Annotated in this window: 24 protein-coding genes; 10 read left to right on the top strand and 14 right to left on the bottom strand. The window is 52.7% G+C overall.

Going from position 1 to position 21,916, the window contains the following annotated elements; genetic code table 11:
• Positions 1 to 15: 15 nt before the first annotated feature.
• The 8 genes from ACUY4Q_RS05695 to cspE all read right to left on the bottom strand — a co-directional run bounded on the left by ACUY4Q_RS05695 (position 16) and on the right by cspE (position 8,529).
• Positions 16 to 1,191: a YncE family protein gene (locus ACUY4Q_RS05695; protein WP_458046106.1), complete on the bottom strand. Its 1,176-nt coding sequence runs from the start codon at positions 1,189 to 1,191 to the stop codon at positions 16 to 18.
• A 70-nt stretch (positions 1,192 to 1,261) separates the two neighbouring features.
• Positions 1,262 to 3,481, bottom strand: coding sequence for a TonB-dependent receptor domain-containing protein (locus tag ACUY4Q_RS05690; protein WP_458046105.1), 2,220 nt, complete (start codon positions 3,479 to 3,481; stop codon positions 1,262 to 1,264).
• Between the two features lie 230 nt (positions 3,482 to 3,711).
• A complete protein-coding gene (locus ACUY4Q_RS05685; RefSeq protein WP_458046104.1) occupies positions 3,712 to 4,500 on the bottom strand; it encodes an energy transducer TonB in 789 nt (262 codons plus the stop codon).
• Positions 4,497 to 5,366 (bottom strand): ChaN family lipoprotein, encoded by an 870-nt coding sequence (locus ACUY4Q_RS05680; protein WP_458046103.1) that lies wholly within the window; start codon positions 5,364 to 5,366, stop codon positions 4,497 to 4,499. Before ACUY4Q_RS05680 ends, ACUY4Q_RS05685 begins: the two co-directional genes overlap by 4 nt.
• Positions 5,367 to 5,610: 244 nt before the next feature.
• Positions 5,611 to 6,543 (bottom strand): homocysteine S-methyltransferase, encoded by a 933-nt coding sequence (gene mmuM, locus ACUY4Q_RS05675; RefSeq protein WP_458046102.1) that lies wholly within the window; start codon positions 6,541 to 6,543, stop codon positions 5,611 to 5,613.
• Complete coding sequence (mmuP, locus tag ACUY4Q_RS05670) at positions 6,530 to 7,930, bottom strand: S-methylmethionine permease (RefSeq protein ID WP_458046101.1); 1,401 nt, start codon at positions 7,928 to 7,930, stop codon at positions 6,530 to 6,532. The genes mmuM and mmuP overlap by 14 nt, the downstream gene beginning before the upstream one ends.
• Before the next feature lie 188 nt (positions 7,931 to 8,118).
• Positions 8,119 to 8,304, bottom strand: coding sequence for a cold shock small protein YmcF (gene ymcF, locus ACUY4Q_RS05665; RefSeq protein WP_458046100.1), 186 nt, complete (start codon positions 8,302 to 8,304; stop codon positions 8,119 to 8,121).
• A 12-nt stretch (positions 8,305 to 8,316) separates the two neighbouring features.
• Entirely contained in the window at positions 8,317 to 8,529 is a 213-nt protein-coding gene (gene cspE / locus ACUY4Q_RS05660) for a transcription antiterminator/RNA stability regulator CspE (protein WP_458046099.1), read from the bottom strand.
• A gap of 421 nt (positions 8,530 to 8,950) precedes the next feature.
• Between cspE and ACUY4Q_RS05655 the strand changes: the two genes are divergently transcribed.
• Positions 8,951 to 9,511: an Ail/Lom family outer membrane beta-barrel protein gene (locus ACUY4Q_RS05655; protein ID WP_458046098.1), complete on the top strand. Its 561-nt coding sequence runs from the start codon at positions 8,951 to 8,953 to the stop codon at positions 9,509 to 9,511.
• 46 nt (positions 9,512 to 9,557) lie between these two features.
• On the opposite strand, the gene ACUY4Q_RS05650 is transcribed toward ACUY4Q_RS05655, so the two are convergent.
• A complete protein-coding gene (locus ACUY4Q_RS05650; protein WP_458046097.1) occupies positions 9,558 to 10,202 on the bottom strand; it encodes a hypothetical protein in 645 nt (214 codons plus the stop codon).
• A 13-nt stretch (positions 10,203 to 10,215) separates the two neighbouring features.
• Positions 10,216 to 10,974 (bottom strand): PDDEXK-like family protein, encoded by a 759-nt coding sequence (locus ACUY4Q_RS05645; protein ID WP_458046096.1) that lies wholly within the window; start codon positions 10,972 to 10,974, stop codon positions 10,216 to 10,218.
• A 130-nt stretch (positions 10,975 to 11,104) separates the two neighbouring features.
• Between ACUY4Q_RS05645 and ACUY4Q_RS05640 the strand changes: the two genes are divergently transcribed.
• Complete coding sequence (locus tag ACUY4Q_RS05640; protein ID WP_458046095.1) at positions 11,105 to 12,535, top strand: DNA cytosine methyltransferase; 1,431 nt, start codon at positions 11,105 to 11,107, stop codon at positions 12,533 to 12,535.
• Here the strand turns inward: ACUY4Q_RS05640 and ACUY4Q_RS05635 are convergent.
• Positions 12,510 to 13,409, bottom strand: a complete 900-nt coding sequence (locus ACUY4Q_RS05635) for a LysR substrate-binding domain-containing protein (RefSeq protein WP_458046094.1) — start codon at positions 13,407 to 13,409, stop codon at positions 12,510 to 12,512. The two genes, ACUY4Q_RS05640 and ACUY4Q_RS05635, sit on opposite strands and share 26 nt — an antisense overlap.
• A 99-nt stretch (positions 13,410 to 13,508) precedes the next feature.
• Here ACUY4Q_RS05635 and ACUY4Q_RS05630 point away from each other — a divergent pair, with 99 nt between their 5' ends.
• Positions 13,509 to 14,117, top strand: a complete 609-nt coding sequence (locus ACUY4Q_RS05630) for a short chain dehydrogenase (protein ID WP_458046093.1) — start codon at positions 13,509 to 13,511, stop codon at positions 14,115 to 14,117.
• A gap of 30 nt (positions 14,118 to 14,147) precedes the next feature.
• Here the strand turns inward: ACUY4Q_RS05630 and ACUY4Q_RS05625 are convergent, their stop codons facing one another.
• Positions 14,148 to 14,999 (bottom strand): hypothetical protein, encoded by an 852-nt coding sequence (locus ACUY4Q_RS05625; RefSeq protein WP_458046092.1) that lies wholly within the window; start codon positions 14,997 to 14,999, stop codon positions 14,148 to 14,150.
• 150 nt (positions 15,000 to 15,149) lie between these two features.
• Complete coding sequence (locus tag ACUY4Q_RS05620; protein ID WP_458046091.1) at positions 15,150 to 15,308, bottom strand: YqaE/Pmp3 family membrane protein; 159 nt, start codon at positions 15,306 to 15,308, stop codon at positions 15,150 to 15,152.
• Positions 15,309 to 15,522: 214 nt separating this feature from the next.
• On the opposite strand from ACUY4Q_RS05620, the gene ACUY4Q_RS05615 reads away from it, so the two are divergent.
• On the top strand, positions 15,523 to 15,702 hold the full coding sequence (locus ACUY4Q_RS05615) for a GDFGVC terminal motif YodC-like protein (RefSeq protein WP_458046090.1): 180 nt from the start codon (positions 15,523 to 15,525) through the stop codon (positions 15,700 to 15,702).
• Between the two features lie 447 nt (positions 15,703 to 16,149).
• Positions 16,150 to 16,596 (top strand): L-alanine exporter AlaE, encoded by a 447-nt coding sequence (gene alaE, locus ACUY4Q_RS05610; RefSeq protein ID WP_458046089.1) that lies wholly within the window; start codon positions 16,150 to 16,152, stop codon positions 16,594 to 16,596.
• Between the two features lie 31 nt (positions 16,597 to 16,627).
• Here alaE and ACUY4Q_RS05605 read toward each other — a convergent pair whose 3' ends face one another.
• Positions 16,628 to 16,972 carry a DUF2002 family protein gene (locus ACUY4Q_RS05605; protein ID WP_458046088.1) on the bottom strand — a complete coding sequence of 115 codons (345 nt, stop codon included), beginning with the start codon at positions 16,970 to 16,972 and terminating at the stop codon, positions 16,628 to 16,630.
• A gap of 163 nt (positions 16,973 to 17,135) precedes the next feature.
• Here ACUY4Q_RS05605 and ACUY4Q_RS05600 point away from each other — a divergent pair, with 163 nt between their 5' ends.
• The 5 genes from ACUY4Q_RS05600 to nrdF all read left to right on the top strand — a co-directional run bounded on the left by ACUY4Q_RS05600 (position 17,136) and on the right by nrdF (position 21,456).
• Positions 17,136 to 17,462, top strand: coding sequence for a DUF883 family protein (locus ACUY4Q_RS05600; protein ID WP_458046087.1), 327 nt, complete (start codon positions 17,136 to 17,138; stop codon positions 17,460 to 17,462).
• 251 nt (positions 17,463 to 17,713) lie between these two features.
• Positions 17,714 to 17,959, top strand: a complete 246-nt coding sequence (nrdH, locus tag ACUY4Q_RS05595; protein ID WP_458046086.1) for a glutaredoxin-like protein NrdH — start codon at positions 17,714 to 17,716, stop codon at positions 17,957 to 17,959.
• Entirely contained in the window at positions 17,956 to 18,366 is a 411-nt protein-coding gene (nrdI, locus tag ACUY4Q_RS05590; RefSeq protein ID WP_458046085.1) for a class Ib ribonucleoside-diphosphate reductase assembly flavoprotein NrdI, read from the top strand. Before nrdH ends, nrdI begins: the two co-directional genes overlap by 4 nt.
• Entirely contained in the window at positions 18,339 to 20,483 is a 2,145-nt protein-coding gene (nrdE, locus tag ACUY4Q_RS05585; protein WP_458046084.1) for a class 1b ribonucleoside-diphosphate reductase subunit alpha, read from the top strand. The genes nrdI and nrdE overlap by 28 nt, the downstream gene beginning before the upstream one ends.
• 10 nt (positions 20,484 to 20,493) lie before the next feature.
• Positions 20,494 to 21,456, top strand: a complete 963-nt coding sequence (nrdF, locus tag ACUY4Q_RS05580) for a class 1b ribonucleoside-diphosphate reductase subunit beta (protein WP_458046083.1) — start codon at positions 20,494 to 20,496, stop codon at positions 21,454 to 21,456.
• Positions 21,457 to 21,916 lie beyond the last annotated feature (460 nt).

Genomic DNA, 21,916 nt, shown 5'->3' with positions numbered 1-21,916 from the left:
CCGCTCGCGCCATCATCAGGACTTCTTCAAATCGATGCGCAGAATGCGCTCTTTCGCCCCTTCCACAAACACATCCGGGTCCCAGTCGCGATTGAAGCCCTCTTTAATGCCAACGTAGAGTGTGTCCATGTCTGGCGACAGCACCATTTGATTGGGGTAGACCGGCATATGGAATTCGCGCGTCACAGTATATTGAGTGGCATCCACCACGCTGATAGTGCCGCTGGTGAAGTTAGTGACATACAGCTCGTTATATTTCGGGTTGTACTTCACCGCATTGGTGCCTGCGCCAGTGTGAACATAGCCGAGTTGCTTACCCTCGCGCAGGTCGAAGATATAAAGCCCGTCATGAGTCCCGCTGCGATCCTCATGGTCGAAGACCACCACAAAGGCGCGATTGGAATCGGAATCCACCGCCAGGTTCTGCACGCTGGTAATGGCGGGTTTGGGATCTTTAAAGGTAATTGTGCGCAGCAGACGCTGTTTTTTCGCATCAATTTCATTGATGTAATCTTTGCCGCCGACATAAATCTTCTGCGTTTTTTCATCCAGCGTCAGGCCATAAGCGGTGCCGTTGTAGGCATCTTTCACTTCACCTTTTAGCGCCAGGGTACTGCCATCCAGCATCAGCAATTTATGCAGCGGCTGCATGCCCTCGGCGGTTTTCAGCATATTGCTGTAACTGACAAAAAGGGTGTTAGCCGCCTGGCTATAGACCATATGACGCAGGTGCTCGTAGCGAGAATCCGCCACGTTCGCCTCTTTAAAACTCAGTTTATCGCTGGTCTTCGTCAGCGTGCCGGTCGTGGTATCGAACATGCTGATGCGCAGCGAAGCCGACTGGGTGTGCCCGATATAGAGCTGATGCTGATCCTCATTCATCGCCAGAGAAAATGCCCGGTATGGCATATCGAGGCGGTTTTCAATGTTCAGCGAAGCGGGATTGAACGCGTACAAATAGCCTTTGTTGGCCTCACGATGCATACGATCGGTAGCGGCGGCAAAGACCTTGTTATTCCCCTTATCAAAGGCCATTTCATAGATGCCTTCGTCGGCGTTCTGAAGGTATTGGGTTTTCAGCGCAAAACGTGAAAGCTCGCGCTGCGGCGGGTCGATAGCCAGCGCCAGGGTCGGTATCAGTGCCGCAATAAGTAAGCATCCCAGCTGTCTGGTGAAAGTGAAGCGATCCATTTGTCTTTCCCTTTATGAAAGTCCAGAAGAAGAACGAGCACCGGCGCGCTCATCCCCGAATAGCAAAAAATCAGAACTGAATTTCCCCACCGAAGATATAGGTGCGTCCTCGTGCGGTGGTGTTGATCGACGCGCCCTCTTTGGCGTAATCCAGACTTTGGTTCATGCGGTTGAGCGCTTCGGAGTAGTCGCGGTTGGTGACGTTCTGCACGCTAAAGCGCAGCAGCACGTTGTCGGTCATCTGGTACGTGCTGTAGAGATCGATGACGGTCGGGATGTCCGGCATGCTCTCTTTCGGCACCGCGTTGGTATCGGTGTCGATACCCTCGGTGCTCAGACGTTTGGATTTACCGGTGAATTTCACCAGGCTCCCGATGGTCAGTTTTTCATCAAATAACCGGCCGCCGACGTCAAGCGTCGCATAGCTATCCGGCAGATCGCTCAGGTCGCTGTAGGCAAAGCTGTAGACGGTACTGGCGATGGAGGTGGGTTGATCGGTGTGCTGCTTACTCCATGAGACGTTCACATAGGCAAAGCCCACATCGTACCCGGCTTCGATCTCGTAACCTTTCGTCGTGACTGTCGACGGCGTATTGACATACACGTTGGCGTTAAACCCGCCAAAGGAGTCATCCAGATCTTTACACAATGAGCCGTTATAGCAGAGCATAAAGGACTCGCTGGTGATGTAATCCTTGATGCGCGACTGATACGCCAGCGCCTTCATGTGGAATTTATCCTCCCCGGCAAACAGCCCGTTTTTATTGACGTTAAAACCTGCTTCCCAGGTTTCCGCTTTTTCCGGTTTCAGGAACGGGTTCATCGAAGCCCCGCCTTCGTTCGCAAAGAACACTTCCTGCACGTTTGGCGCACGCGACGATTTGCTCCAGCTCACGAAAGGCTGCAGCCACGGCGTAACCTGCGCAGAGAAGGTAGCGGAAGGGTTAAAGGCGTTGTCATTAAGGTGCAGATTTGCTTCCCCTTGGGGGAAACATTTCTCATTGGCTGAACAGGCAGGTTTAAATCCTTCCACCTGGCTACGGGTGTAATTAAGGTTCAGCGCCAGCTCATAAATATCTTTATTCAGGGTCAACCCGGTATATAACGAGGAGATCTTCTGTTTACCTGATGGCGCAAAAGCATTGCGATCGGTCTCAGTATCCTGCACAAAACTACGGGAATAGCGGGTATCCATTAATTTGCCGCCGAACTGGAATGCCGCAAACAGCTCCTCTCCCATTTTGAAACGGCTGGTGTTACTCACATCCAGTGCGTTCGATTTATTGGTGGTCGACGACTTGTTGAAATTATATAAGGATGCGGGTTTGTAATCCTGATTACCACGACTGGTGCTGGCAAGCACATTAAATTCTACCAGCTCATTCAGCGGTGCGTAGTTATAGCGCAGGGAGTAATCGTCGCTGGTAATATCACGGCGGGTAAATGTATTGGTGTAGTTACGCCCGGAGAATTCAAATCGGTTATATTGATCCGCATTAAAATTTAGTTTGTACAGCTCGGAATGCGGCTCCTGACGTAGATATTTATTATCTTCACCGATGAAATCTTTACTGCTACGACCGCCGCCATTTTTATAGGTGGCGTAGGTGCGGGTGCCGCTGATCCCCACCAGTGCACCAAGCCCACCGCCGTTGTCAAAGGTGTCTGTCTTACCGGCAACGGCGATCATGCCGGTGCGCCCAAGGCCGTTGTTGCCCACCGAGAACCGCGAGAGCACGCCGGCCTGACGCCCTGGTTTGATGACGTCATCTACGCCGATGGTGCGCATATTGGCACTACCCGCCAGCGCATTCACCCCTTGCGAACCCGCGCTACTGCCGCGCGTGACATCCACTTCCGCCAGGAAATTGGGATCAAGCGGCACCCCTGCTGCGGTATTGGCGCCACCGTGATAGTTGGCCGGAGCCATGCCAAAGAAGGTCTGCGTCACCCCATCGACCATTGTGTTCACCCGGCCCAGCCCGTTCATCCCACGGATATTCACGCTCACCGTTCCCTGCAGCGGATCAATTTGCGTATAAGTCCCCGCCATGCTGCGCAGCGAGGCGTCGAGGCTTTGCAGATTTTTATTCAGCGTGCGTGAACTGTACGCGCCCGGCCGGGTGTAGGTTTCTTCCGCTGATCCTGCCTGATATTTACCCTCGAGCGGATTATCAGTAATGGTCAAAGGTGAAAAGACCGATTCCCCCTCCCCTTCGGCTGCAAAAGCATGACCGTGAACAATGAGCAGTCCGGTAAGGAGCCCTTTGACCACTTGTGATTTTTCCATAATCAATTCCTGTTTTTTATTTTAAGCACAAATGAGCCCCTGCCCGTCGCGTGTAGGTATAACGCGACAGCACAATGCCCATAATAAAAACCTGAGAATACCGCGGCCACTTTGTGTATTAACGTGGCCAGCTTTTTATTCAAAGGTGAATAAATTAAATGACGCTCTTAAAACCAAAATTGTTTTGGCCTACCGCATAATATGACCCGCGTGTCATAGCGGTTAATTTATTATATTTTTGACAGTTCAAACTCCACCGGCATAGTGACTTTATGCATACCGTTTCTGAGAATCATTTTTGGCGGCGGCGGTAACGGACGCGCACTTTGCACTGCGGTAATCGCTGCTTTGTCGAGCGAAAGCGTGCCGGACGGCGTAACCAGTTGCGTACTGAGAATATCGCCGTGCTCGTTGACGTTAAATGCAATAACGGCGGTACCGGTGCGGTTACGCCGTTTTGCGTCCTGCGGATAATTACGCATTTTATTGATCTTCCCTTTTACCAGCGATTCCCAGTTTACTTTGCTGTTGCTGATAAGCGCGGAATCCGTATCCAGCGGCGCGGCATTACGCTGCGTTTGCACTGTCTGAACAGGGGGAGCGGCGAGGCTGGTGGTACTGGCATTACCCTGCTCTTCTTGCTGTGCGCGCCGGGACTTTTTCTTTATCTCAGTTTTCTTTTTGGGTTTGTGTTGCTGTTGCGCGGCGGCGATTTTAACTTCCGCCTCATCCTGCACCCGCAGCGTTGGCAAGTCTTTATCGTGGGCGGTCTCCTCTTCCGTCATCGCCTCGACACGACGCTGCTGGGTAATACCCGGCTGCAGTTCAGGCCTGATAAAGGAAACTTCAAATTCTGGCGAAAACTCAACCATAACGGCAGCGGGTGTCGCTTCCGACGCCTGTTGGGCAAAGTGGAGAATAAAAGGCAGCACCAGCGCCCCATGGAAGAGCACGCTCAAAACCGTGCCGCCCATCCAGCCGCGGTGTGGTGACGTTAATGGCGCCGTCAGCGAGGTCATCGTTTTACCGCCGGAACCGACCAGACGTAGTCAGCCTGGTTTGCCGTAAGCGACGTGCCGTCGGTGGTAAGAATGAGGACCATCGGTTTTCCGGCCTGCAAATCAGCCAGATGCAGTGGAACGCCAATGTCTTTTGACGCATGATAACCACCGGCAATCAGCAGCGCCGGGCGCGGCGCACGACGAAGCTGTTCCGCCATAAAGCGGTCACGATGCTGCTGAACAGACATCATCGCCGTCAGCTGCTCGCTCTCAATCTGGCCGCCGTGCATCAAGAAGATAATGGCCGACAACGCTTCATGTACCTGCGGGCGTGACGCATGCTCACCGCGCGGGAACGTGGGATTTTGATAGAGCGCCTTGACCTGCTGGCGGCTGAGATTCGCCGCCAGTAACGGATAGCGCCCTTCAATGGCGGTCATGACCACACCGCGGTACATTTCCCAGGGCCAGCCGCTGTTCCAATGCAGGGTTTCAGCCGCGCGGGAGGCGCTGACCGGGGTGCCGGAGAGGCTGGCCTGCTTCACCCGATTAACCCCATCTTGCTGACTGACATCAATCATCTCCATCAGGACACTGCCCTGCGGGCGTCGCTTCGCCAGATTCTCAAGCAGCCATTGTTCGATATGGTGATGCTGCAGATTGGTGTGCTCTTCCCCCACAATCACCATCGGCGCGTCGCCGAGGCGGGTAATCAGCTGTGAAGCCGTTAACGTTGTGCCTGTCGCCGCATCCGTTATAGAGCCGTACTCTGCAACATCAGGTGTGTCGATAGTCGAATTTTTCGTAGCCGGGCTTTGACAGGCGGTCAGTACAAAGGCGCAGCTCAGGACCAGAGACGTGATGAACCTTTCCGTATAAAACATAAATATCCGTCATTATTTTTTTAGTAGCAGTCTTTGTTGCTGCTGAAAATTAACGCAGGATTATATGTATTAATAATAATGATTATCAAGATCATTCGCATTACCAATTGAGCGTTTACACCTATGCCGTTGCAAATTTGCCTTAAGGTAAAGAAAGGGAGAGAAGTACACGCGTGGGATGAAAGAAAAAGCCCGCATGACGAGAAGTCCTGCGGGCCCGGTTCAGCACGTCAGCCAGAGCAGATTATTTAACAGCAACCAGCGCGGCAATATCGTTGGGGGTGGTTCGGCAGCATCCACCAATCAGTTTTGCACCGGCATCAAGCCACTGCGGTAAATACCCTGCCAGCGTGTCACAGGCTTCACCATGATGATGCCAGGTTTTGCTCACCGCATCATAGTGTTCACCTGAATTCGGGTATACCACCAGCGGCAACGCGGTCAGCCGTTGCAAAGATTGCAGCGCGGCGGTGGTGTTTTCCAGGGCAATGCAGTTAACGCCCAGCGCCACCACTTGCGGGTAATCCGCCAGCAAGGCCGTCACATCGCGCAACGGCGTGCCGTCGCTCAGGTGTGCGCTGTCTCGCAGGGTAAATGAGAACCAGGCGCGGGCGCGAGGATAGGCTTTCAGTAAGGTTGCCAGCGCTTTGATTTCGGCAAATACAGGCAGGGTTTCGCAGGCCAGTAAATCTGCGCCGGCGTCGAGCAGCGCCTCAATGCGCGGGCGATGAAACACCATAAACTCATCCTCACTGCGCACATAATCCCCACGATATTCAGAGCCATCCGCCAGGTAAGCACCATAAGGCCCCACAGACCCTGCCACCAGCAGCGTGCCTGCCGCCGGGTTTTCAGCCAGATACGCTTCCCGCGCCTTTCGGGCCAGCTCTACGCTTTTCCCTATCAGCGCGAGCGACTGCGCCTCATCAAGCCCACGAGCGGCAAAACCGGCGGGGGTTGCCTGGTAGCTGGCCGTGATCGCCACCTGTGCGCCGGCGCGAAAATAGTCGAGATGCACTTCGCGGATAAGCGCCGGGTTTTCCATCAATACTTTGGCTGACCACAGACTGTCAGCGAGATTGCATCCGCGCGCTTCCAGCTCCGTCGCCATCGCCCCGTCCAGCACCACAAATGGCTGCGTTTCGAGGATGTGGCTCAGCGGATTATTCTGCGACATGTTCAGGCTCCTGCGTTTTCACTTTACGGGTTAAGTAGAAGGCACCATAACACAGTGCGACAAACGGCAGCCCGCACCATAGGGCAATTCTCTGGCTCGGATCAAAAGCCAGCCCGACGCAGGCGACCAGACAGAGCACAAAACCCAGCACCGGTACCAGCGGATACCAGGGGGCGCGGTAGTGTAAATCGCTGAGCGGTTTCCCTGCCTGCAGATGGCGACGACGGAAAACAAAATGCGAGGCGCAGATGCTTATCCACACCGCTACCACCGCAAAGCCGGAAATCGCCGACAGGGCGACAAATACCGTGTCCGGCGCCACCACGCTTGAGAAGAGAGCCAGCACGCCGCCGAGCATCGAGACCGACAGCGCCGTTAATGGCACCCCATTTTTGGTGACACGGGCAAAGCAGCGCGGCAGCGTGTTTTCATTCGACAGTGACCACAGCATGCGCCCGGATGCATACAAGCCGGAATTCGCCGCCGAGAGGATGGCCGTCAGAATCACGAAGTTAAAAATATCGGCGGCATACGGAATACCGACTTTTTCAAACACCAGCACAAACGGGCTTTTCTCCACCCCGGCCTGCTGCATGGGGATCAGGGCGGCCAGCACAAAAACGGTGCCGATGAAGAAGATGATCAACCGCGCAATGGTGGTACGAATGGCGACCGGAATCACCTTATGCGGCTGTTCGGTTTCCCCTGCGGCTATGCCAATCAGCTCGGTACCCGAAAAGGCAAAATTCACCGCGACCATGGTCATCAGAATCGGCAGCCCCCCATGCGGGAACCAGCCTTCCGCAGTGATGTTGGTCAGGCCCGGCGCGGGAGACCCATCCTGCATCGGAATGAAGCCAAAAATGGCGGCACCGCCGAGGATGATAAAGGCGATGATCGTGATGACTTTCACCAGCGAGAACCAGAACTCACCCTCTGCAAAAAAGCGGGTCGAGATAACGTTAAGGGCGAAAATGACGGCGCAAAACACCACGCACCATATCCAGACAGGAACCTCAGGGAACCAGTACTGCATACAGAATCCGGCAGCGGTAAAGCTGGAGCCGAGCGCAACGGTCCACGTCAGCCAGTAAAGCCATGCCACGGTATACCCTGTTGCGGGCCCCAGATAGCGGGTGGCATAGACGTGAAATGCGCCGGTCTCGGGCATTGCCACTGAGAGTTCGCCGAGGCACTGCATCACCAGCCAGACCACTACCGCGCCAATCAAATACGCCAGCAGGGTACCCGCTGCTCCAGTGGTTGATATGATATAGCCCGTGTTAAAAAAGAGACCTGTCCCGATCACACCACCGAGCGAGAGCATAATCAGGTGGCGTGTTTTCATGGTGCGCTGAAGCTGGCCGGATTGTTGTTGTGTTTGCATATTACCTTCTAAACGTATGGACATCTAAACATCCAAAGAAGGTGTGTTATACCGTGATTATTAACAAATTGCCAGTCAGCTGCGGGGTGGCATGGGGAATGACAGGCATAAAAAAAGCCACCGGCAGGGCCAGCGGCTTCTCTATTTCGTCCCAAATAAATCTGGCGTTGTGCCAGTTTATTCAGAAATTACCGACAATATTCAGCCAGTTTAAGCGCGGGACGAATCATTGGGGCGTGAAAATTCACATTTTCGATCATGTTGCTTTTGCAAAAAATACATTTTGCGCCATGGGGATTGCGCTCGTTCACATCATAAGGTGAACTGCGGAATTGCGAACCATGGCAGGTAGGGCAACGAAGATGTAGACTCATACTCAATCCTCCTTAACGTACTACCACATTCACAGCTGACGGGCCTTTCGGACCATTTTCAACTGAGAATTCCACTTCCTGATTTTCGTTTAACGTACGGAAATCGTCACTTTGAATCGCGGAAAAATGTACAAAGACATCTTTACCGCCATCTTTTGGGGAAATAAACCCAAACCCTTTCTCAGGGTTGAACCATTTAACTATACCAGTCATTTTAGAAGTCATACTTTTTTTACCTAATAATTCATTTGAGCCCTTGGGCCATACAGGGTCCGAATACAGATTAATCAGAGCTTACAATCGGGACTCAAAAGAAAAGGGTAACGTGACACTTCAAAATGAGGGGATGTACTGAGATGCTTTAGATAGGTCTGCGTATCAAACCGACAGCCATTAAGACACGCCACAAAAAAGAAAGCAAGCACTATCTCACGCATTCTGTTTTTTTTAATTTGCTGTCCTGCCTGCGCGATAGCTACCAAATTTCAGGAGTGAGAAATCGCCCCTTTAGGATTATTCCCCATATTCACCCCTGGCAAAAAAACCAACAATTTTAACCGATTACATAATGAAGAAATATTACGTAACTTTATCGCCAAAATATCAGGCAAAACTGACATAAATATGTGAAAAAGGATGACGGAAAATGACTAAAATCTCTCTGGCGGTATTACTCGCAGCCGGGCTGGCAAGCGGCGCGGTAATGGCAGATGAACACACTGTTTCTGTTGGCTATGCACAAAGCAAGGTACAGGATTTTAAAAATATCCGTGGTGTCAATCTTCAATACCGTTATGAGTTTGATTCGCCAGTAAGTTTCCTCGGTTCCTTCACCTATATGAAAGGCGATGAAGATCAGAACTATTACGTTGCCAATGACTCCATTAAAAACCACGTTGAAGCGAAATACTATTCTCTGATGGCGGGTCCAGCGTATCGCTTTAACGAATACGTGTCACTTTATGCGTTGGGCGGTGTTGCACGCACCAAAGCAGAAGGCCACTCCACCTGGAATAACTACGGCGACGGGTATGTCGCACGCAGCAGCATTTCTGAAAAATCCACCTCATTTGCCTATGGCGCGGGTGTCATCATCAACCCGACGGAAAACTTCTCCATTAACGCTGGCTATGAAGGGACTACCGCCGATCTTAACGGAGATGTCTCCATTAATGGCTTTAACGTCGGCGTGGGTTATCGCTTCTGATAAACCCGCTGTGTACCAGGCTATTACAGCCTGGTACACAGGTTGATTACGCCAGCAAATCAGCCTGAGCGGCAAAAATCTCATCAAATATTGCCACCGCCTGTTCGAGTTTATTCAGCGCCTCACGCAGCGGCGCAAAAACCTCATGATCATGCGGAAAGGCGCCGTTTTCCTGCCAACAGGCCGCAATCAGGGTCGGGTCCAGCGCCAGAGGCAAAAAGAAGGTGCCTTGTGTAATATCTCTGAAACCGAGCTGGTCAAGTTTTTCCACGCGTTCAGCGGTCAGATGCTGCGACAGATAAAGATTACGCTTTTTTACTCCGCCAAAGTATTTATCGCTAAGAATAAACTTAAAGCCAAATTCCCCCTCTTCCGTGCCGCAACCTAATAATAAAGCGAGTTGGTAATCATAGCCTTCTCGGGCCGTTGAGTGGCACTCAAACCAATACTTATACGTCCTTGGTTCCACCAGCCAGCTTTTTGGGGCGAGCCAGCACGCTTCTTTATTTTCATAATCAGCATCTTCATCCCAATCTAATGAATTGGCCAGCCGACTGACGCAAAGATCAAACCCCTTCCAGAAAGCAGGCTCTATTTGTTGCTCAAAAACGACGGTTGCCTGATTGAAAAGCGCAAACTGCGTCAGTAATAGCGTACCTGCCTGACGTTCTTCTTCATTTAAAAAAGCCATGATTCTTCCTTAATTAAAATTGACGCATACGTTCGAGAAAACACAATACGGACCAGGCCGCCATCTGTCGTGAAGGTGAAGTATCCGCGCACGTTTGCAAATTTCGCAGGATGTCATCAAGTGCTGAACCTATGACACCCGCCAACTGACGCCAGGAAATACAAGGTACATCGTGACGAGTAAACACATCACCCCGTGTCAACGGGTCACGGCCCTGGGGGGTTAAAAACACCACTGCTTTCTCGCGTCCTGCTGCACGGACTTTCGCTTCCTCGCAGTAGCGCGCAAGTTGATTCTCCTGCTCGGCGGCATCAATTTTCACTTCAATCAGCAAAAAGAACTTCTGCGCATCGATGGCAATATCCACACGGTTGGTCTCATCACCCGTTGGATGGGTCTCCACCTCTACCCGACAATATTTTCCCACCGACAGGGGAAAAGGGAGATCACGCCAGCGACTTATGTAGTGCAACAAGGCAACCAGTGGGCGACTACCGAACCCGTGACTTCCTGCTGGATCGAGCAACCAGGCAAGAACGGCTGAGTTACGCACTTCATTCCGCCGCAGGCCGGCAATCTCCCACGGATCGAAATAGAGTGAAGGGTGTGCAACTGCCGTCAACGGTTGCGACATCCCCTCCAGGAAAGAGAGCAACGACTCGGTTTGCAGATCGATACGGGCTACGGGGTATTTAATCTCCCGAATACCCAGCGTTGACCACTGGTTAAAAAAACCCTCCAGTGCCAGCAGAGACATATCCTGTTGTTTCATAATACGTTCCGGCAAAATATTTATCAGCGACCATTCATACGCGTCGGCAACTATTTTGTAAAACACAATTCCCTCTTCCTCTGGGTCAATTGAGTGATATATTTTCACGCCATAAACCCAAGGAGACGTTATGTCGGAATTTGATTCAATCGCGCAAGAATTGCTGGTGCAGGCCGAAGCAGAAGACAAGCGGCAACGGGAACAGGACAAGGAGTTGCTGGACCGGGTTCTTGAAATTTACGGACAAAAATACGTCGCCGAAAAGTTGCGCCTGCTGGGTCAGAACGACTGGAGTCGGGAAAGGCTAAATCGTCGGGTGAATGGCAAAAGCGCCGCGTCACCGTTAACCAGCGCCGAAGTGGCGCTGCTGCACAAAATGCTCCCCTCCCCTCCGGCACACCATCCGCATTATCAGTTCCGCTTTATCGATCTCTTTGCTGGCATCGGTGGCATTCGGCATGGCTTTGAGGCCATTGGCGGCCAGTGCGTATTCACCAGCGAGTGGAATAAAAATGCGGTCCGTACCTACAAAGCCAACTGGTATAACGACGAAAGCCATCATCGTTTTAATCAGGATATTCGCGAAGTCACCCTGAGCGGCAACCCCCAGATCGCTGATGCTGAGGCCTATGCGCATATTGATGAACAGATCCCGGATCATGATGTCCTGCTGGCGGGCTTTCCCTGTCAGCCATTCAGTCTGGCAGGGGTGAGCAAAAAGAATGCGCTTGGCCGCGCGCATGGGTTTGAATGTGAAGCGCAGGGCACACTGTTCTTCGACGTCGCCCGCATCATTAAAGCCAAACGCCCCGCCATTTTTGTCCTCGAAAACGTGAAGAACCTGAAAAGTCACGATCAGGGCAAAACCTTTACGGTTATCATGAACACTCTGGATGAGCTGGGTTATGACGTCGCGGATGCGGATGCCACGGGCAAAAACGATCCAAAAATCGTCGACGGTAAACACTTCCTGCCTCAGCATCGTGAGCGTATTGTGCTGGTGGGTTTTCGCCGCGATCTCAATCTGCGCCAGAACTTTTCTCTGCGCGATATCAGCCGTCATTTCCCGCAGCAGCGTCCGGCCCTGGGGGATTTGCTCGAACCGAGCGTGGATGAAAAATACATCCTGTCGCCCAAGCTATGGGATTACCTTTACCACTATGCCAAAAAGCATGCAGCGAAAGGCAACGGCTTTGGCTTTGGTCTGGTGGATCCAACCCGCGCTGACAGCGTGGCGCGTACCCTCTCTGCCCGCTATCACAAAGATGGCTCGGAGATTCTGGTCGATCGCGGGTGGGATAAAGCCCTCGGCGAAGCGGATTTTGCCAACGAGGCCAATCAACGTCAGCGTCCACGCAGGCTGACGCCACGGGAGTGCGCGCGTCTGATGGGCTTTGAGAAGGTCGGCGAAAAGCCGTTCCGTATTCCGGTTTCGGATACTCAGGCCTATCGCCAGTTTGGTAACTCGGTTGTGGTACCGGTGTTTGCCGCCGTCGCGAAGTTACTTGAACCCTATATCGCCAGGGCGGTGGACCTCACTCGGGCAAAACCCAGTCGTTAATATGCTCCAGTAAATGTGCCCGGTAACGGGCAATTTTGGGCAGCGGCCTGGGATGCGGACGCGAGAGCAAATAAATGGGGCGTGGGTGTGGCGTAAAGGCAGTGAGCACGCTGACCAGTTTGCCGCTGGTCAGCGCATCCTGAACCAGTATCTCCGGCTGCAATAGCAGCCCCGCCCCTTCAAGCGCGGCCATACGCAGCCCCAACCCATCGTTACAGCGTAGAACCGGATCGTGCCGCCAGGTCGCGTCGCCATTCATATCCGGTAATTTCCATTCATTTTGGCGGTTCCACACCATGTGCGACAGACAGCGGTGATGCTGTAAATCGCGCGGGCTTTCAGGCACACCAAAACGGGCCAGATAGTCGGGTGAAGCGCAGATGACCATCCGGTAGAGACAGAGCGGTTTAGCCACCAGTGAATCGTCGTAAGCCCCGCCGATACGAATCGCCACATCAAACCCTTCTTCGACCAGATCGACCCGTCGGTTACTCAAATCCAGTTCGACGTTGACATGAGGGTGGGCGTTCAAAAATGCCGCCGTCAGCGGGGCGATGACACAGGAACCAAACGTCGTTGATGCGCTGACCCGCAGCGTTCCGGCGGGGGTATCACGCAGTCGCTCGATCGCCGTATCCGCCAGATGGACCTGCTCCAGCACACGGCGCGCCTCTTCATAATAGACACGCCCGGCATCGGTCAGGCTCTGCCGCCGGGTATTGCGCTCCACCAGCCGCGCGCCCAGCTGAGTCTCCAGCGCGCTGATGTATTTTCCCACCATCACCGCCGACATCTCCAGCCCGTTTGCCGCCTGAGTGAAACTGCCTTCCTCGGCAACGGCAATAAACACTTGCATACTGCGCAGCTTATCCATATTCCTAACCCACACTTAGCAATCAACTAACACTCGACTCATTTATCTTATCAATCATTAGCGAAAGAATGGCTGCTCTGCAAATAACAGGAGCACAACATGAAAATTCTGCTGATAGGGGCAAGCGGCACCGTTGGCCGTGCAGTGGTGGATGAACTCAACCAGGAGGGCCACCATGAGATTATTCGCGCCGGGCGAACGAGCGGCGATGTGCAGGTCGATCTGACCTCGGAGGAGAGCGTAACGGCGCTCTTTGCAAAAACCGGCAATGTTGATGCTATTGTCGCCACGACCGGCAACCTCTTTTTTGGGCCGCTCACGGAGATGACGACGCAGAACTTCTCCGTCGGCTTGCAAGATAAGCTGCTGGGTCAGGTACGACTGGCGCTGATCGGCCAGCATGCGCTGAATGCGGGTGGGTCAATTACGCTGACCAGCGGCATCGTCGGCCAGGAACCCATTGCCCAGGGGGTCAATGCCACGACGGTCAATGCCGCGCTGGAAGGGTTTGTGAAAGCGGCAGCCTGCGAGCTGGCCAAGGGGCAACGCATCAATATTGTCAGCCCAACGCTGCTTGCCGAATCAAAAGCAGCCTATGGCCCTTTCTTTCCTGGCTTTGAAAGTGTGCCAGCAGCAAGGGTTGCGCTGGCCTATCGCCGCAGTATTGAAGGCGTGCAGACAGGCCGGGTTTATACGGTGGGCTATTGATGCGATCGGGCTTCAGGTAAGCGGGTCAGGTCATGCGTCTGTTTGTAGACTATCGACAAACGTTTGCCACTGCGCCTTCAGCGCGCCCATATGACTCGTTTCAATATCAATGACATACGGCAAGCTGCGGTTTTCCTTTACCCAATTGCTCATTGAGGAAAACCACGCCTCACTGTCTCCGCTTGTGGCGGTGAGGCTGAGCATTTCCTTGCGGGCCACCTGCGAAGAGTGAGTGCCTTCGGCCAGTTGGGCGATGGCATCCTGATGATGACGGGCCTGCTCACGGTCGCCAAGGCTTTGCGCCAGCTTAGTGGCCTGCGAGAGAACCACTTTGGTTAGCTGATCGGCCTGGGCCGACTTGTCGCTAATAAACTGCGTAACAAAGGCGCTGGCCTCTTCCTGATAGTCTGACGAAATATAACGTTCGACCACTTTATTCAGTTTACCCTGCGTCAGGGCGAGATCCATGGCATTGGTGGTGTAATCACCGTTATCAGAGGGAGAAGTGAGCGCTTTATGCAGGGCGTCAGCCATATCATCTGCCGCCACGTTGGCATGCTGGAAAAAATCCAGGAAGCGAATGGCATCATTTGCCGTGGCCGGATCGCCATAGAAATCGCTGGCAAGACTGGGGCCGGAAGGGGTACGTGCCATCGATTCATTGCGCATGGCAAGGACCGCTTTTTCAGTGGCCTCACGCTCTTCTTTCGTCGGCGGCGGCGGCAAGTTTTCCTTTGCCTGTTCCATCGCCTCTTGCGATATATTGACCGCAACCGAATCCGTCTGCGCGACCTCTTTGCCCGTCAACGCGCGTACTGTCTCCTGGCGCGTCGCAGGCATCACGCTGATGCTGGCCGCTGAACTCACATCCTTAACGCTCATCTCTTCTCCTTAGATTGATTGCCAAACCTCTTTTTTATCGTCTCCTGAACGAAGAACTTTACGAGTTTGCATAAATAAGGGGAGGAAATGAGACGGCGGTAAACAAGACGTAGCAGGCAGGATCAGGCGGCATACGCCGCCAGTTAAAGATTAGTCGCGCGATTGTACCCAGAAAGCATGAATCAGACCTGGCACGTAGCCGCACAGGGTAAGAATGATATTCAGAAGGAAGGCAAAACCGACACCTTTACCCAGGAGTACGCCCAAAGGGGGAAGCAAAATAGTGAATACAATACGCCAGAAACCCATAATATCTCCAATGCAAGTCAATGCAGCCAATTGTTAAAAAAGAACTTTAATTTTAAAGCATAGTCACTCTACTTCGCGCCGCCAGGCCAGCGCCTCGCTTTTTACCCTCTTTTACGCAAACCGACGTTTCATCAATCGCTGCTATTGAGCGCGCTTACTGTACCTTGTCATCACTTCAGGCTATGGTTTGTAAACGAATAATCAGGAGGTCAAAATGTTTGCGATTGGTGATGTAGTGCAGCCCCGCGTGGGCGGGCCAAAATTGGTGGTGCTTGAAGTCCATGAAGATCAAATTGTGGCGGTTCCTGCCCACGATCAGGAGGCAGAAAAACTCACTCTGAAAGCCGCCGATGTTTCTCTGTATAAAGAAGACGGCGATTTCGGCGTCTGCTGATCCTTTGCGGTGAGGGCTTCCTCACCGCAAATTCAATTTCTATTCATTTTTTCTGCATAAAAACCGCGCAACACAATTAGTACAAAACTCTGCAAAAATCCTTTATTTAGCATAAAAAATCCTGCCAAACCTTTTCCGAACAACCTGCAAGCATTGTTTACTGATTTACGAAAACACGCGTAAAATTGTGCAGTGCATAACGCACCAATAAAACGTTAACTCATTGATAATTAATAACTTTCTCACCTTTTCCCGTTAAAATAATGAAATGAGCAAAAAACAATCAACTCCAGAGCGATTTATCCAGAAAAAATGACTAAATAAAAATTATTAGCTAGTTGTTAGTCTGAATATAGAAGGATAATCTATCGCGAAAGAACGAGGCGCGGCTTCCTGCTGATAATCGTTCCCTACTAACGATTTCCTGCCTACTCAAGGAGCAGTACCATGTTCTCTCCGCAGTCCCGCCTGCGCCATGCCATGGCAGACACCTTCGCGATGGTTGTCTATTGTTCGGTAGTGAACATGCTGATTGAAATATTCCTCTCAGGAATGAGCTTTGAGCAGTCACTTTCCTCTCGACTGGTGGCCATTCCGGTAAACATCATTATTGCATGGCCCTATGGCTTCTATCGCGATGCGTTTATCCGTCAGGCACGCCGTATCACTCCGGCAAGCTGGATGCGTAACCTGGCCGACGTGCTCGCCTACGTGACCTTTCAGTCACCGGTGTACGTAGCAATTTTATTAACGGTAGGGGCTGACTGGCAGCAGATAGTCGCAGCGGTGAGTTCAAACATCGTGCTGTCGATGATGATGGGGGCGGTTTATGGTTACTTCCTGGATTACTGCCGCCGCCTGTTCAAGGTGAACTTCCAGCAGGCCAAAGCTTGAGTGAGGATGACAGGCCTCGGCCTGTCCTGAATTACTGAATTTCGCCGAACAATCCCGACAAAAAGCGCTCCAGCGCCATGCGTGAACTAAAGCCGTGTGGAATGCCGTAATGTTCCTGGGCGTCCCCGCCTAAGTAGAGCGGAAAATTCTGGTAGTGATCGCAGGTTTTGATATCGGTAGCCGGTTCCGCAAGCGACAAACTGCGTTCTTTAAGCGTGGGGTGAATAACCAGCGCGGTGCGCCCCATGCGTGCCTCACGGTTCACATACACATAGTTGTCACCACGGCGGTAACCGTAGGTTTTTGTCGTCGCCACATCCATTCTAAAGCCTACTTTTTCCAGAACGCGCGCCACCTCATCGGGTCGTAAATACATATTTTTTCCTCATCATCTTTTTACTGCGTCGCAACCTTACAGTATTCAGCATTGGCCCTGCTTTCAGAAAAGTCCATAAACGCAGGTAAATGCCGTGCCGCTCCCAAGCGAAGCGAATTTATGGTCTAAACTAAAAATCTCTACGAAAACAAAGGAGGTTCCCATGTTTAACAGACCTAATCGCAGAGATGTAGACGAAGGTGTTCAGGATATCCAGAATGATGTTCATCAGTTAGCGGACAGCCTGGAAGGTGTACTTAAATCCCTGGGCAGTGATGCAAAAGATGAAGCGGATGCTGCGCGTCGTAAAGCACAGGCACTGTTAAAAGAAACACGGGCACGCATGAATGGCCGTACGCCAGCTTACCAGGCTGCACGTGATGCCGTTGATTGCGCAGGGACATTCGTTAAAGATAAACCGCTGTACGCCCTGGGGGCGGTTGCCGCTGTTGGGATCTTCCTGGGCGCATTGATTAGCACCCGTCGTTAATCCCCCTGCATTGCCCTTACAGACCCCGTTCGCCGCTGGCGGGCGGGGTTTTTCTTTGCCTTCAGCCATGAAAAACTCCGACAGGCTCCCCTTCCCGTCGCGCTCATCACCTGGAATAAATTAATCGCATTTTCCTATATCTTGTGTGGTTGAAACTTTTATCAACTACATCTAGTATTCCTGTTAGCAACTAAGAGACAACTGACGCGAACCTTCGCGCCGTACCTTCATTCTAATCGGAAATACGAATCATGCGCATTACCATTTACACTAAAAACGATTGTGTGCAGTGCCACGCCACGAAACGCGCAATGGAAAGTCGTGGTTTTGAGTTTGAGATGGTGAACGTAGACCTGGTGCCGGATGCGGCTGAAACGCTGCGTGCCATGGGTTTTCGTCAGTTACCGGTCGTTGTTGCAGGTGAAACCCAGTGGTCTGGTTTTCGCCCCGACATGATTAACCGCCTGCAGCCTGCGCCGCACGTCGCCAGCGCATGAGCCAGCTCGTCTACTTCTCCAGTAGCTCAGAGAATACGCAGCGGTTCATCGAACGGCTGGGACTGCCGGCAACACGGATCCCGCTCAATGAACGTGAGCGTATTCAGGTAGACGAACCTTACATCCTGGTGGTGCCCAGCTATGGCGGGGGAGGAACGGCAGGCGCCGTCCCCCGACAGGTCATCCGCTTTCTGAACGATCCGCAAAACCGCGCGTTGATTCGCGGAGTGATTGCCTCAGGCAACCGTAACTTCGGTGAAGCCTATGGACGGGCGGGGGATGTGGTCTCGCAGAAATGCAGCGTGCCGTATCTCTATCGTTTCGAGCTGATGGGCACCCAACAGGACATTGAAAACGTGCGTAAAGGAGTGAGCGAATTTTGGCAACGACAACCCCAGAGCGTGTGACCGCATCCGCGCCCGATTACCATGCATTGAACGCGATGCTGAACCTGTACGATAAAGCAGGGCACATTCAGTTCGATAAAGATCATCAGGCCGTTGATGCGTTCCACAAAAACCATGTGCTACCCAACACCGTAAGCTTCAGCAGCCAGGATGCACGCCTCACTTATCTGGTGCAGGAAGAGTATTACGACGAAAGCGTGCTGGCGCGTTATGACCGCGCTTTCGTGGTCGACCTGTTTGCCCATGCGCACGCCAGCGGCTTTCGCTTTCAGACCTTCCTGGGCGCGTGGAAGTACTACACCAGTTACACCCTAAAAACGTTCGACGGTAAACGCTATCTTGAGCACTTTGAAGACCGGGTTTGCATGGTCGCCCTTACGCTCGCGCAGGGCGACAACGCGCTGGCACGCCAGTTAACCGATGAGATGCTGGCCGGTCGCTTCCAGCCTGCGACGCCGACCTTCCTCAACTGCGGCAAGAAACAGCGCGGTGAGCTGGTCTCCTGCTTCCTGCTGCGTATTGAAGACAATATGGAATCCATCGGTCGCTCGGTGAACTCCGCCCTGCAGCTCTCCAAACGCGGCGGTGGCGTGGCATTTCTGCTCTCCAACCTGCGTGAGTCAGGCGCACCGATTAAGCGCATTGAGAACCAGTCATCGGGCGTCATTCCGGTGATGAAAATGCTGGAAGATGCCTTCTCTTATGCAAACCAACTGGGTGCGCGTCAGGGCGCGGGCGCCGTTTATCTCAACGCACACCATCCGGATATTTTGCGTTTCCTCGACACTAAACGTGAAAACGCTGACGAAAAAATTCGAATCAAGACGCTCTCACTGGGCGTAGTGATCCCGGACATTACCTTCCGTCTGGCAAAAGACAATGCCGAGATGGCGCTGTTTTCGCCTTATGACGTGGAACGTCTGTACGGTAAGCCGTTTGGCGATATCGCCGTGAGCGAGATGTATGAGCAACTGGTTGCCGACGACAGGGTGCGCAAAAAATACATTAATGCCCGCGATTTCTTCCAGACGCTGGCGGAGATCCAGTTCGAATCGGGTTACCCGTACATCATGTTTGAAGATACGGTGAACCGCGCCAACCCGATTGCCGGGCGCATTAATATGAGCAACCTGTGTTCTGAGATTTTGCAGGTGAACAGCCCGTCCACGCTGGATGAGAACCTCGATTACGTGGATATCGGTCATGATATCTCCTGTAACCTCGGCTCGCTGAATATCGCCCATACCATGGATTCGCCTGACTTTGGCCGTACAGTGGAAACCGCCGTTCGTGGTCTGAGTGCGGTCTCGAACATGAGTCATATCCGTTCAGTCCCTTCGGTGGAAGCGGGCAACGCCGCGTCTCACGCCATCGGCCTTGGGCAGATGAACCTGCATGGCTATCTGGCGCGTGAAGGGATTGCCTACGGCAGTGAAGCGGGGCTGGATTTTACCAACTTCTATTTCTACACCATCACCTGGCATGCGTTGAACACCTCAATGATGATGGCCCGCGAGCGCAATCAGCGTTTTGCCGGCTTTGAGCAGTCGCGCTATGCCAGCGGGGAGTATTTCAATCAGTACCTGGAAAAGGACTGGCAGCCGAAAACCGAGAAAGTCCGTGCGCTCTTTGCCCGCAGCGGCATCACCATCCCTGACCGCAGTATGTGGGAGCAACTGCGTGAGAACGTGATGCGCCACGGCATCTATAACCAGAACCTGCAGGCGGTGCCGCCCACCGGGTCTATTTCTTACATCAATCACGCCACCTCGAGCATTCACCCGATTGTGTCGAAAATTGAGATTCGCAAGGAAGGCAAAACCGGGCGCGTTTACTACCCTGCCCCGTTTATGACCAATGAAAATCTGGCGTTCTATCAGGATGCTTATGAAATCGGGCCAGAGAAAATCATCGACACCTACGCTGAGGCCACGCGTCATGTGGATCAGGGGTTGTCATTGACGTTGTTCTTCCCGGACACCGCCACCACGCGCGACATTAATAAAGCGCAGATTTATGCGTGGAAGAAAGGCATCAAGACGTTGTACTACATCCGCCTGCGCCAGCTGGCACTGGAAGGTACTGAAATTGAGGGCTGCGTGTCCTGCGCGCTATAAGGAGATAAGGATGAAACCACTGTCACGCGTGAGCGCAGTCAACTGGAACAAGATTCAGGATGATAAAGATCTTGAGGTCTGGAACCGCCTGACCAGTAACTTCTGGCTGCCTGAAAAGGTGCCGCTGTCGAACGATATCCCCGCCTGGCAGACGCTGAGCCATGCGGAACAGCAGCTGACAATCCGCGTTTTCACCGGGCTGACGCTGCTGGACACTATTCAGAACACGGTAGGCGCGCCGACATTAATGGCCGATGCGCTCACACCCCATGAAGAGGCGGTGCTGTCGAACGTCAGCTTTATGGAAGCGGTCCATGCGCGCTCTTACAGTTCGATTTTCTCCACGCTTTGCCAGACGAAAGACGTGGATGCAGCCTACGCCTGGAGTGAAGAGAACAGTGCATTACAGCGTAAAGCCCAGCTGATCCTGGCGTATTACCGTGACGACGATCCGCTGAAAAAGAAAATTGCCAGCGTGTTTCTGGAGTCGTTTTTGTTCTATTCCGGCTTCTGGCTGCCGATGTACTGGTCCAGTCGCGGCAAGCTGACAAATACCGCAGACCTGATTCGTTTGATCATTCGCGATGAAGCGGTGCACGGCTATTACATTGGCTATAAGTACCAGAAAGGACTGGAAAAAGTCAGCAGTGAAAAGCGTGAAGAGCTGAAGAACTTTGCGCTGGAGTTGATGATGGATCTCTACGACAACGAAGTGACCTATACCGAGGATTTATATGCGGATTCGGGTTGGGCCGAGGATGTGAAAGCCTTCCTGTGCTACAACGCCAACAAGGCGCTGATGAACCTGGGTTATGAGCCGCTGTTCCCGGCAGAAATGGCGGAAGTGAATCCGGCAATCCTTGCCGCCCTCTCACCGGGTGCGGATGAAAACCACGACTTCTTCTCCGGCTCCGGCTCGTCTTACGTGATGGGCAAAGCGGTGGAAACCGAGGATGAAGACTGGGATTTCTGAGCCGCCCGTCTCCCCTCTCCCCGGCCCTCTCCCCAGGGGAGAGGGAGAAAAACAGACCGTACCCGGCTTATCTAACCGGCACCGATCCGGTCCCCTCGCCCCGTTGGAACTGAAGGATCCCCACAAAGAGTACGAGCTCGGACAGTCCCCTCTCCCCTGGGGGGAGAGGGTTAGGGTGAGGGGAAATATCCGCACATTGTTCAATATTATTCCCGCTCACTCACCACAAACATTCCGTAATATTTCTTCCGTCATTCTTTCGTCATATTCACCCACAATCACCATCATCGCACCGTAATTTCAGCAGCGAATACGAAAAATCCCACAAAAATTCAACCACCGCTCAGCCCTTATCTCACGGGAAATTCTCGGCATTTTCGTTTTGTCAAATTACGTCAATGGCAGTTTCGAGGGTTGTCACAGAATCTCAGTATGTTAGGGTATACGCGGTCAATTATTT

The sequence above is a fragment of the Phytobacter cepae genome (genome assembly GCF_054165735.1).
Note: the sequence above shows the minus strand (reverse complement) of the source record. Positions and strands in the feature narration are given on the sequence as shown.

What these genes read in the sequence shown, in the direction of transcription:
- ACUY4Q_RS05695 (WP_458046106.1), bottom strand. Translation starts at nt 1,191, where the DNA reads ATGGATCGCTTCACTTTCACCAGACAGCTGGGATGCTTACTTATTGCG.
- ACUY4Q_RS05690 (WP_458046105.1), bottom strand. Translation starts at nt 3,481, where the DNA reads ATGGAAAAATCACAAGTGGTCAAAGGGCTCCTTACCGGACTGCTCATT.
- ACUY4Q_RS05685 (WP_458046104.1), bottom strand. Translation starts at nt 4,500, where the DNA reads ATGACCTCGCTGACGGCGCCATTAACGTCACCACACCGCGGCTGGATG.
- ACUY4Q_RS05680 (WP_458046103.1), bottom strand. Translation starts at nt 5,366, where the DNA reads ATGTTTTATACGGAAAGGTTCATCACGTCTCTGGTCCTGAGCTGCGCC.
- mmuM (WP_458046102.1), bottom strand. Translation starts at nt 6,543, where the DNA reads ATGTCGCAGAATAATCCGCTGAGCCACATCCTCGAAACGCAGCCATTT.
- mmuP (WP_458046101.1), bottom strand. Translation starts at nt 7,930, where the DNA reads ATGCAAACACAACAACAATCCGGCCAGCTTCAGCGCACCATGAAAACA.
- ymcF (WP_458046100.1), bottom strand. Translation starts at nt 8,304, where the DNA reads ATGAGTCTACATCTTCGTTGCCCTACCTGCCATGGTTCGCAATTCCGC.
- cspE (WP_458046099.1), bottom strand. Translation starts at nt 8,529, where the DNA reads ATGACTTCTAAAATGACTGGTATAGTTAAATGGTTCAACCCTGAGAAA.
- ACUY4Q_RS05655 (WP_458046098.1), top strand. Translation starts at nt 8,951, where the DNA reads ATGACTAAAATCTCTCTGGCGGTATTACTCGCAGCCGGGCTGGCAAGC.
- ACUY4Q_RS05650 (WP_458046097.1), bottom strand. Translation starts at nt 10,202, where the DNA reads ATGGCTTTTTTAAATGAAGAAGAACGTCAGGCAGGTACGCTATTACTG.
- ACUY4Q_RS05645 (WP_458046096.1), bottom strand. Translation starts at nt 10,974, where the DNA reads ATGAAACAACAGGATATGTCTCTGCTGGCACTGGAGGGTTTTTTTAAC.
- ACUY4Q_RS05640 (WP_458046095.1), top strand. Translation starts at nt 11,105, where the DNA reads ATGTCGGAATTTGATTCAATCGCGCAAGAATTGCTGGTGCAGGCCGAA.
- ACUY4Q_RS05635 (WP_458046094.1), bottom strand. Translation starts at nt 13,409, where the DNA reads ATGGATAAGCTGCGCAGTATGCAAGTGTTTATTGCCGTTGCCGAGGAA.
- ACUY4Q_RS05630 (WP_458046093.1), top strand. Translation starts at nt 13,509, where the DNA reads ATGAAAATTCTGCTGATAGGGGCAAGCGGCACCGTTGGCCGTGCAGTG.
- ACUY4Q_RS05625 (WP_458046092.1), bottom strand. Translation starts at nt 14,999, where the DNA reads ATGAGCGTTAAGGATGTGAGTTCAGCGGCCAGCATCAGCGTGATGCCT.
- ACUY4Q_RS05620 (WP_458046091.1), bottom strand. Translation starts at nt 15,308, where the DNA reads ATGGGTTTCTGGCGTATTGTATTCACTATTTTGCTTCCCCCTTTGGGC.
- ACUY4Q_RS05615 (WP_458046090.1), top strand. Translation starts at nt 15,523, where the DNA reads ATGTTTGCGATTGGTGATGTAGTGCAGCCCCGCGTGGGCGGGCCAAAA.
- alaE (WP_458046089.1), top strand. Translation starts at nt 16,150, where the DNA reads ATGTTCTCTCCGCAGTCCCGCCTGCGCCATGCCATGGCAGACACCTTC.
- ACUY4Q_RS05605 (WP_458046088.1), bottom strand. Translation starts at nt 16,972, where the DNA reads ATGTATTTACGACCCGATGAGGTGGCGCGCGTTCTGGAAAAAGTAGGC.
- ACUY4Q_RS05600 (WP_458046087.1), top strand. Translation starts at nt 17,136, where the DNA reads ATGTTTAACAGACCTAATCGCAGAGATGTAGACGAAGGTGTTCAGGAT.
- nrdH (WP_458046086.1), top strand. Translation starts at nt 17,714, where the DNA reads ATGCGCATTACCATTTACACTAAAAACGATTGTGTGCAGTGCCACGCC.
- nrdI (WP_458046085.1), top strand. Translation starts at nt 17,956, where the DNA reads ATGAGCCAGCTCGTCTACTTCTCCAGTAGCTCAGAGAATACGCAGCGG.
- nrdF (WP_458046083.1), top strand. Translation starts at nt 20,494, where the DNA reads ATGAAACCACTGTCACGCGTGAGCGCAGTCAACTGGAACAAGATTCAG.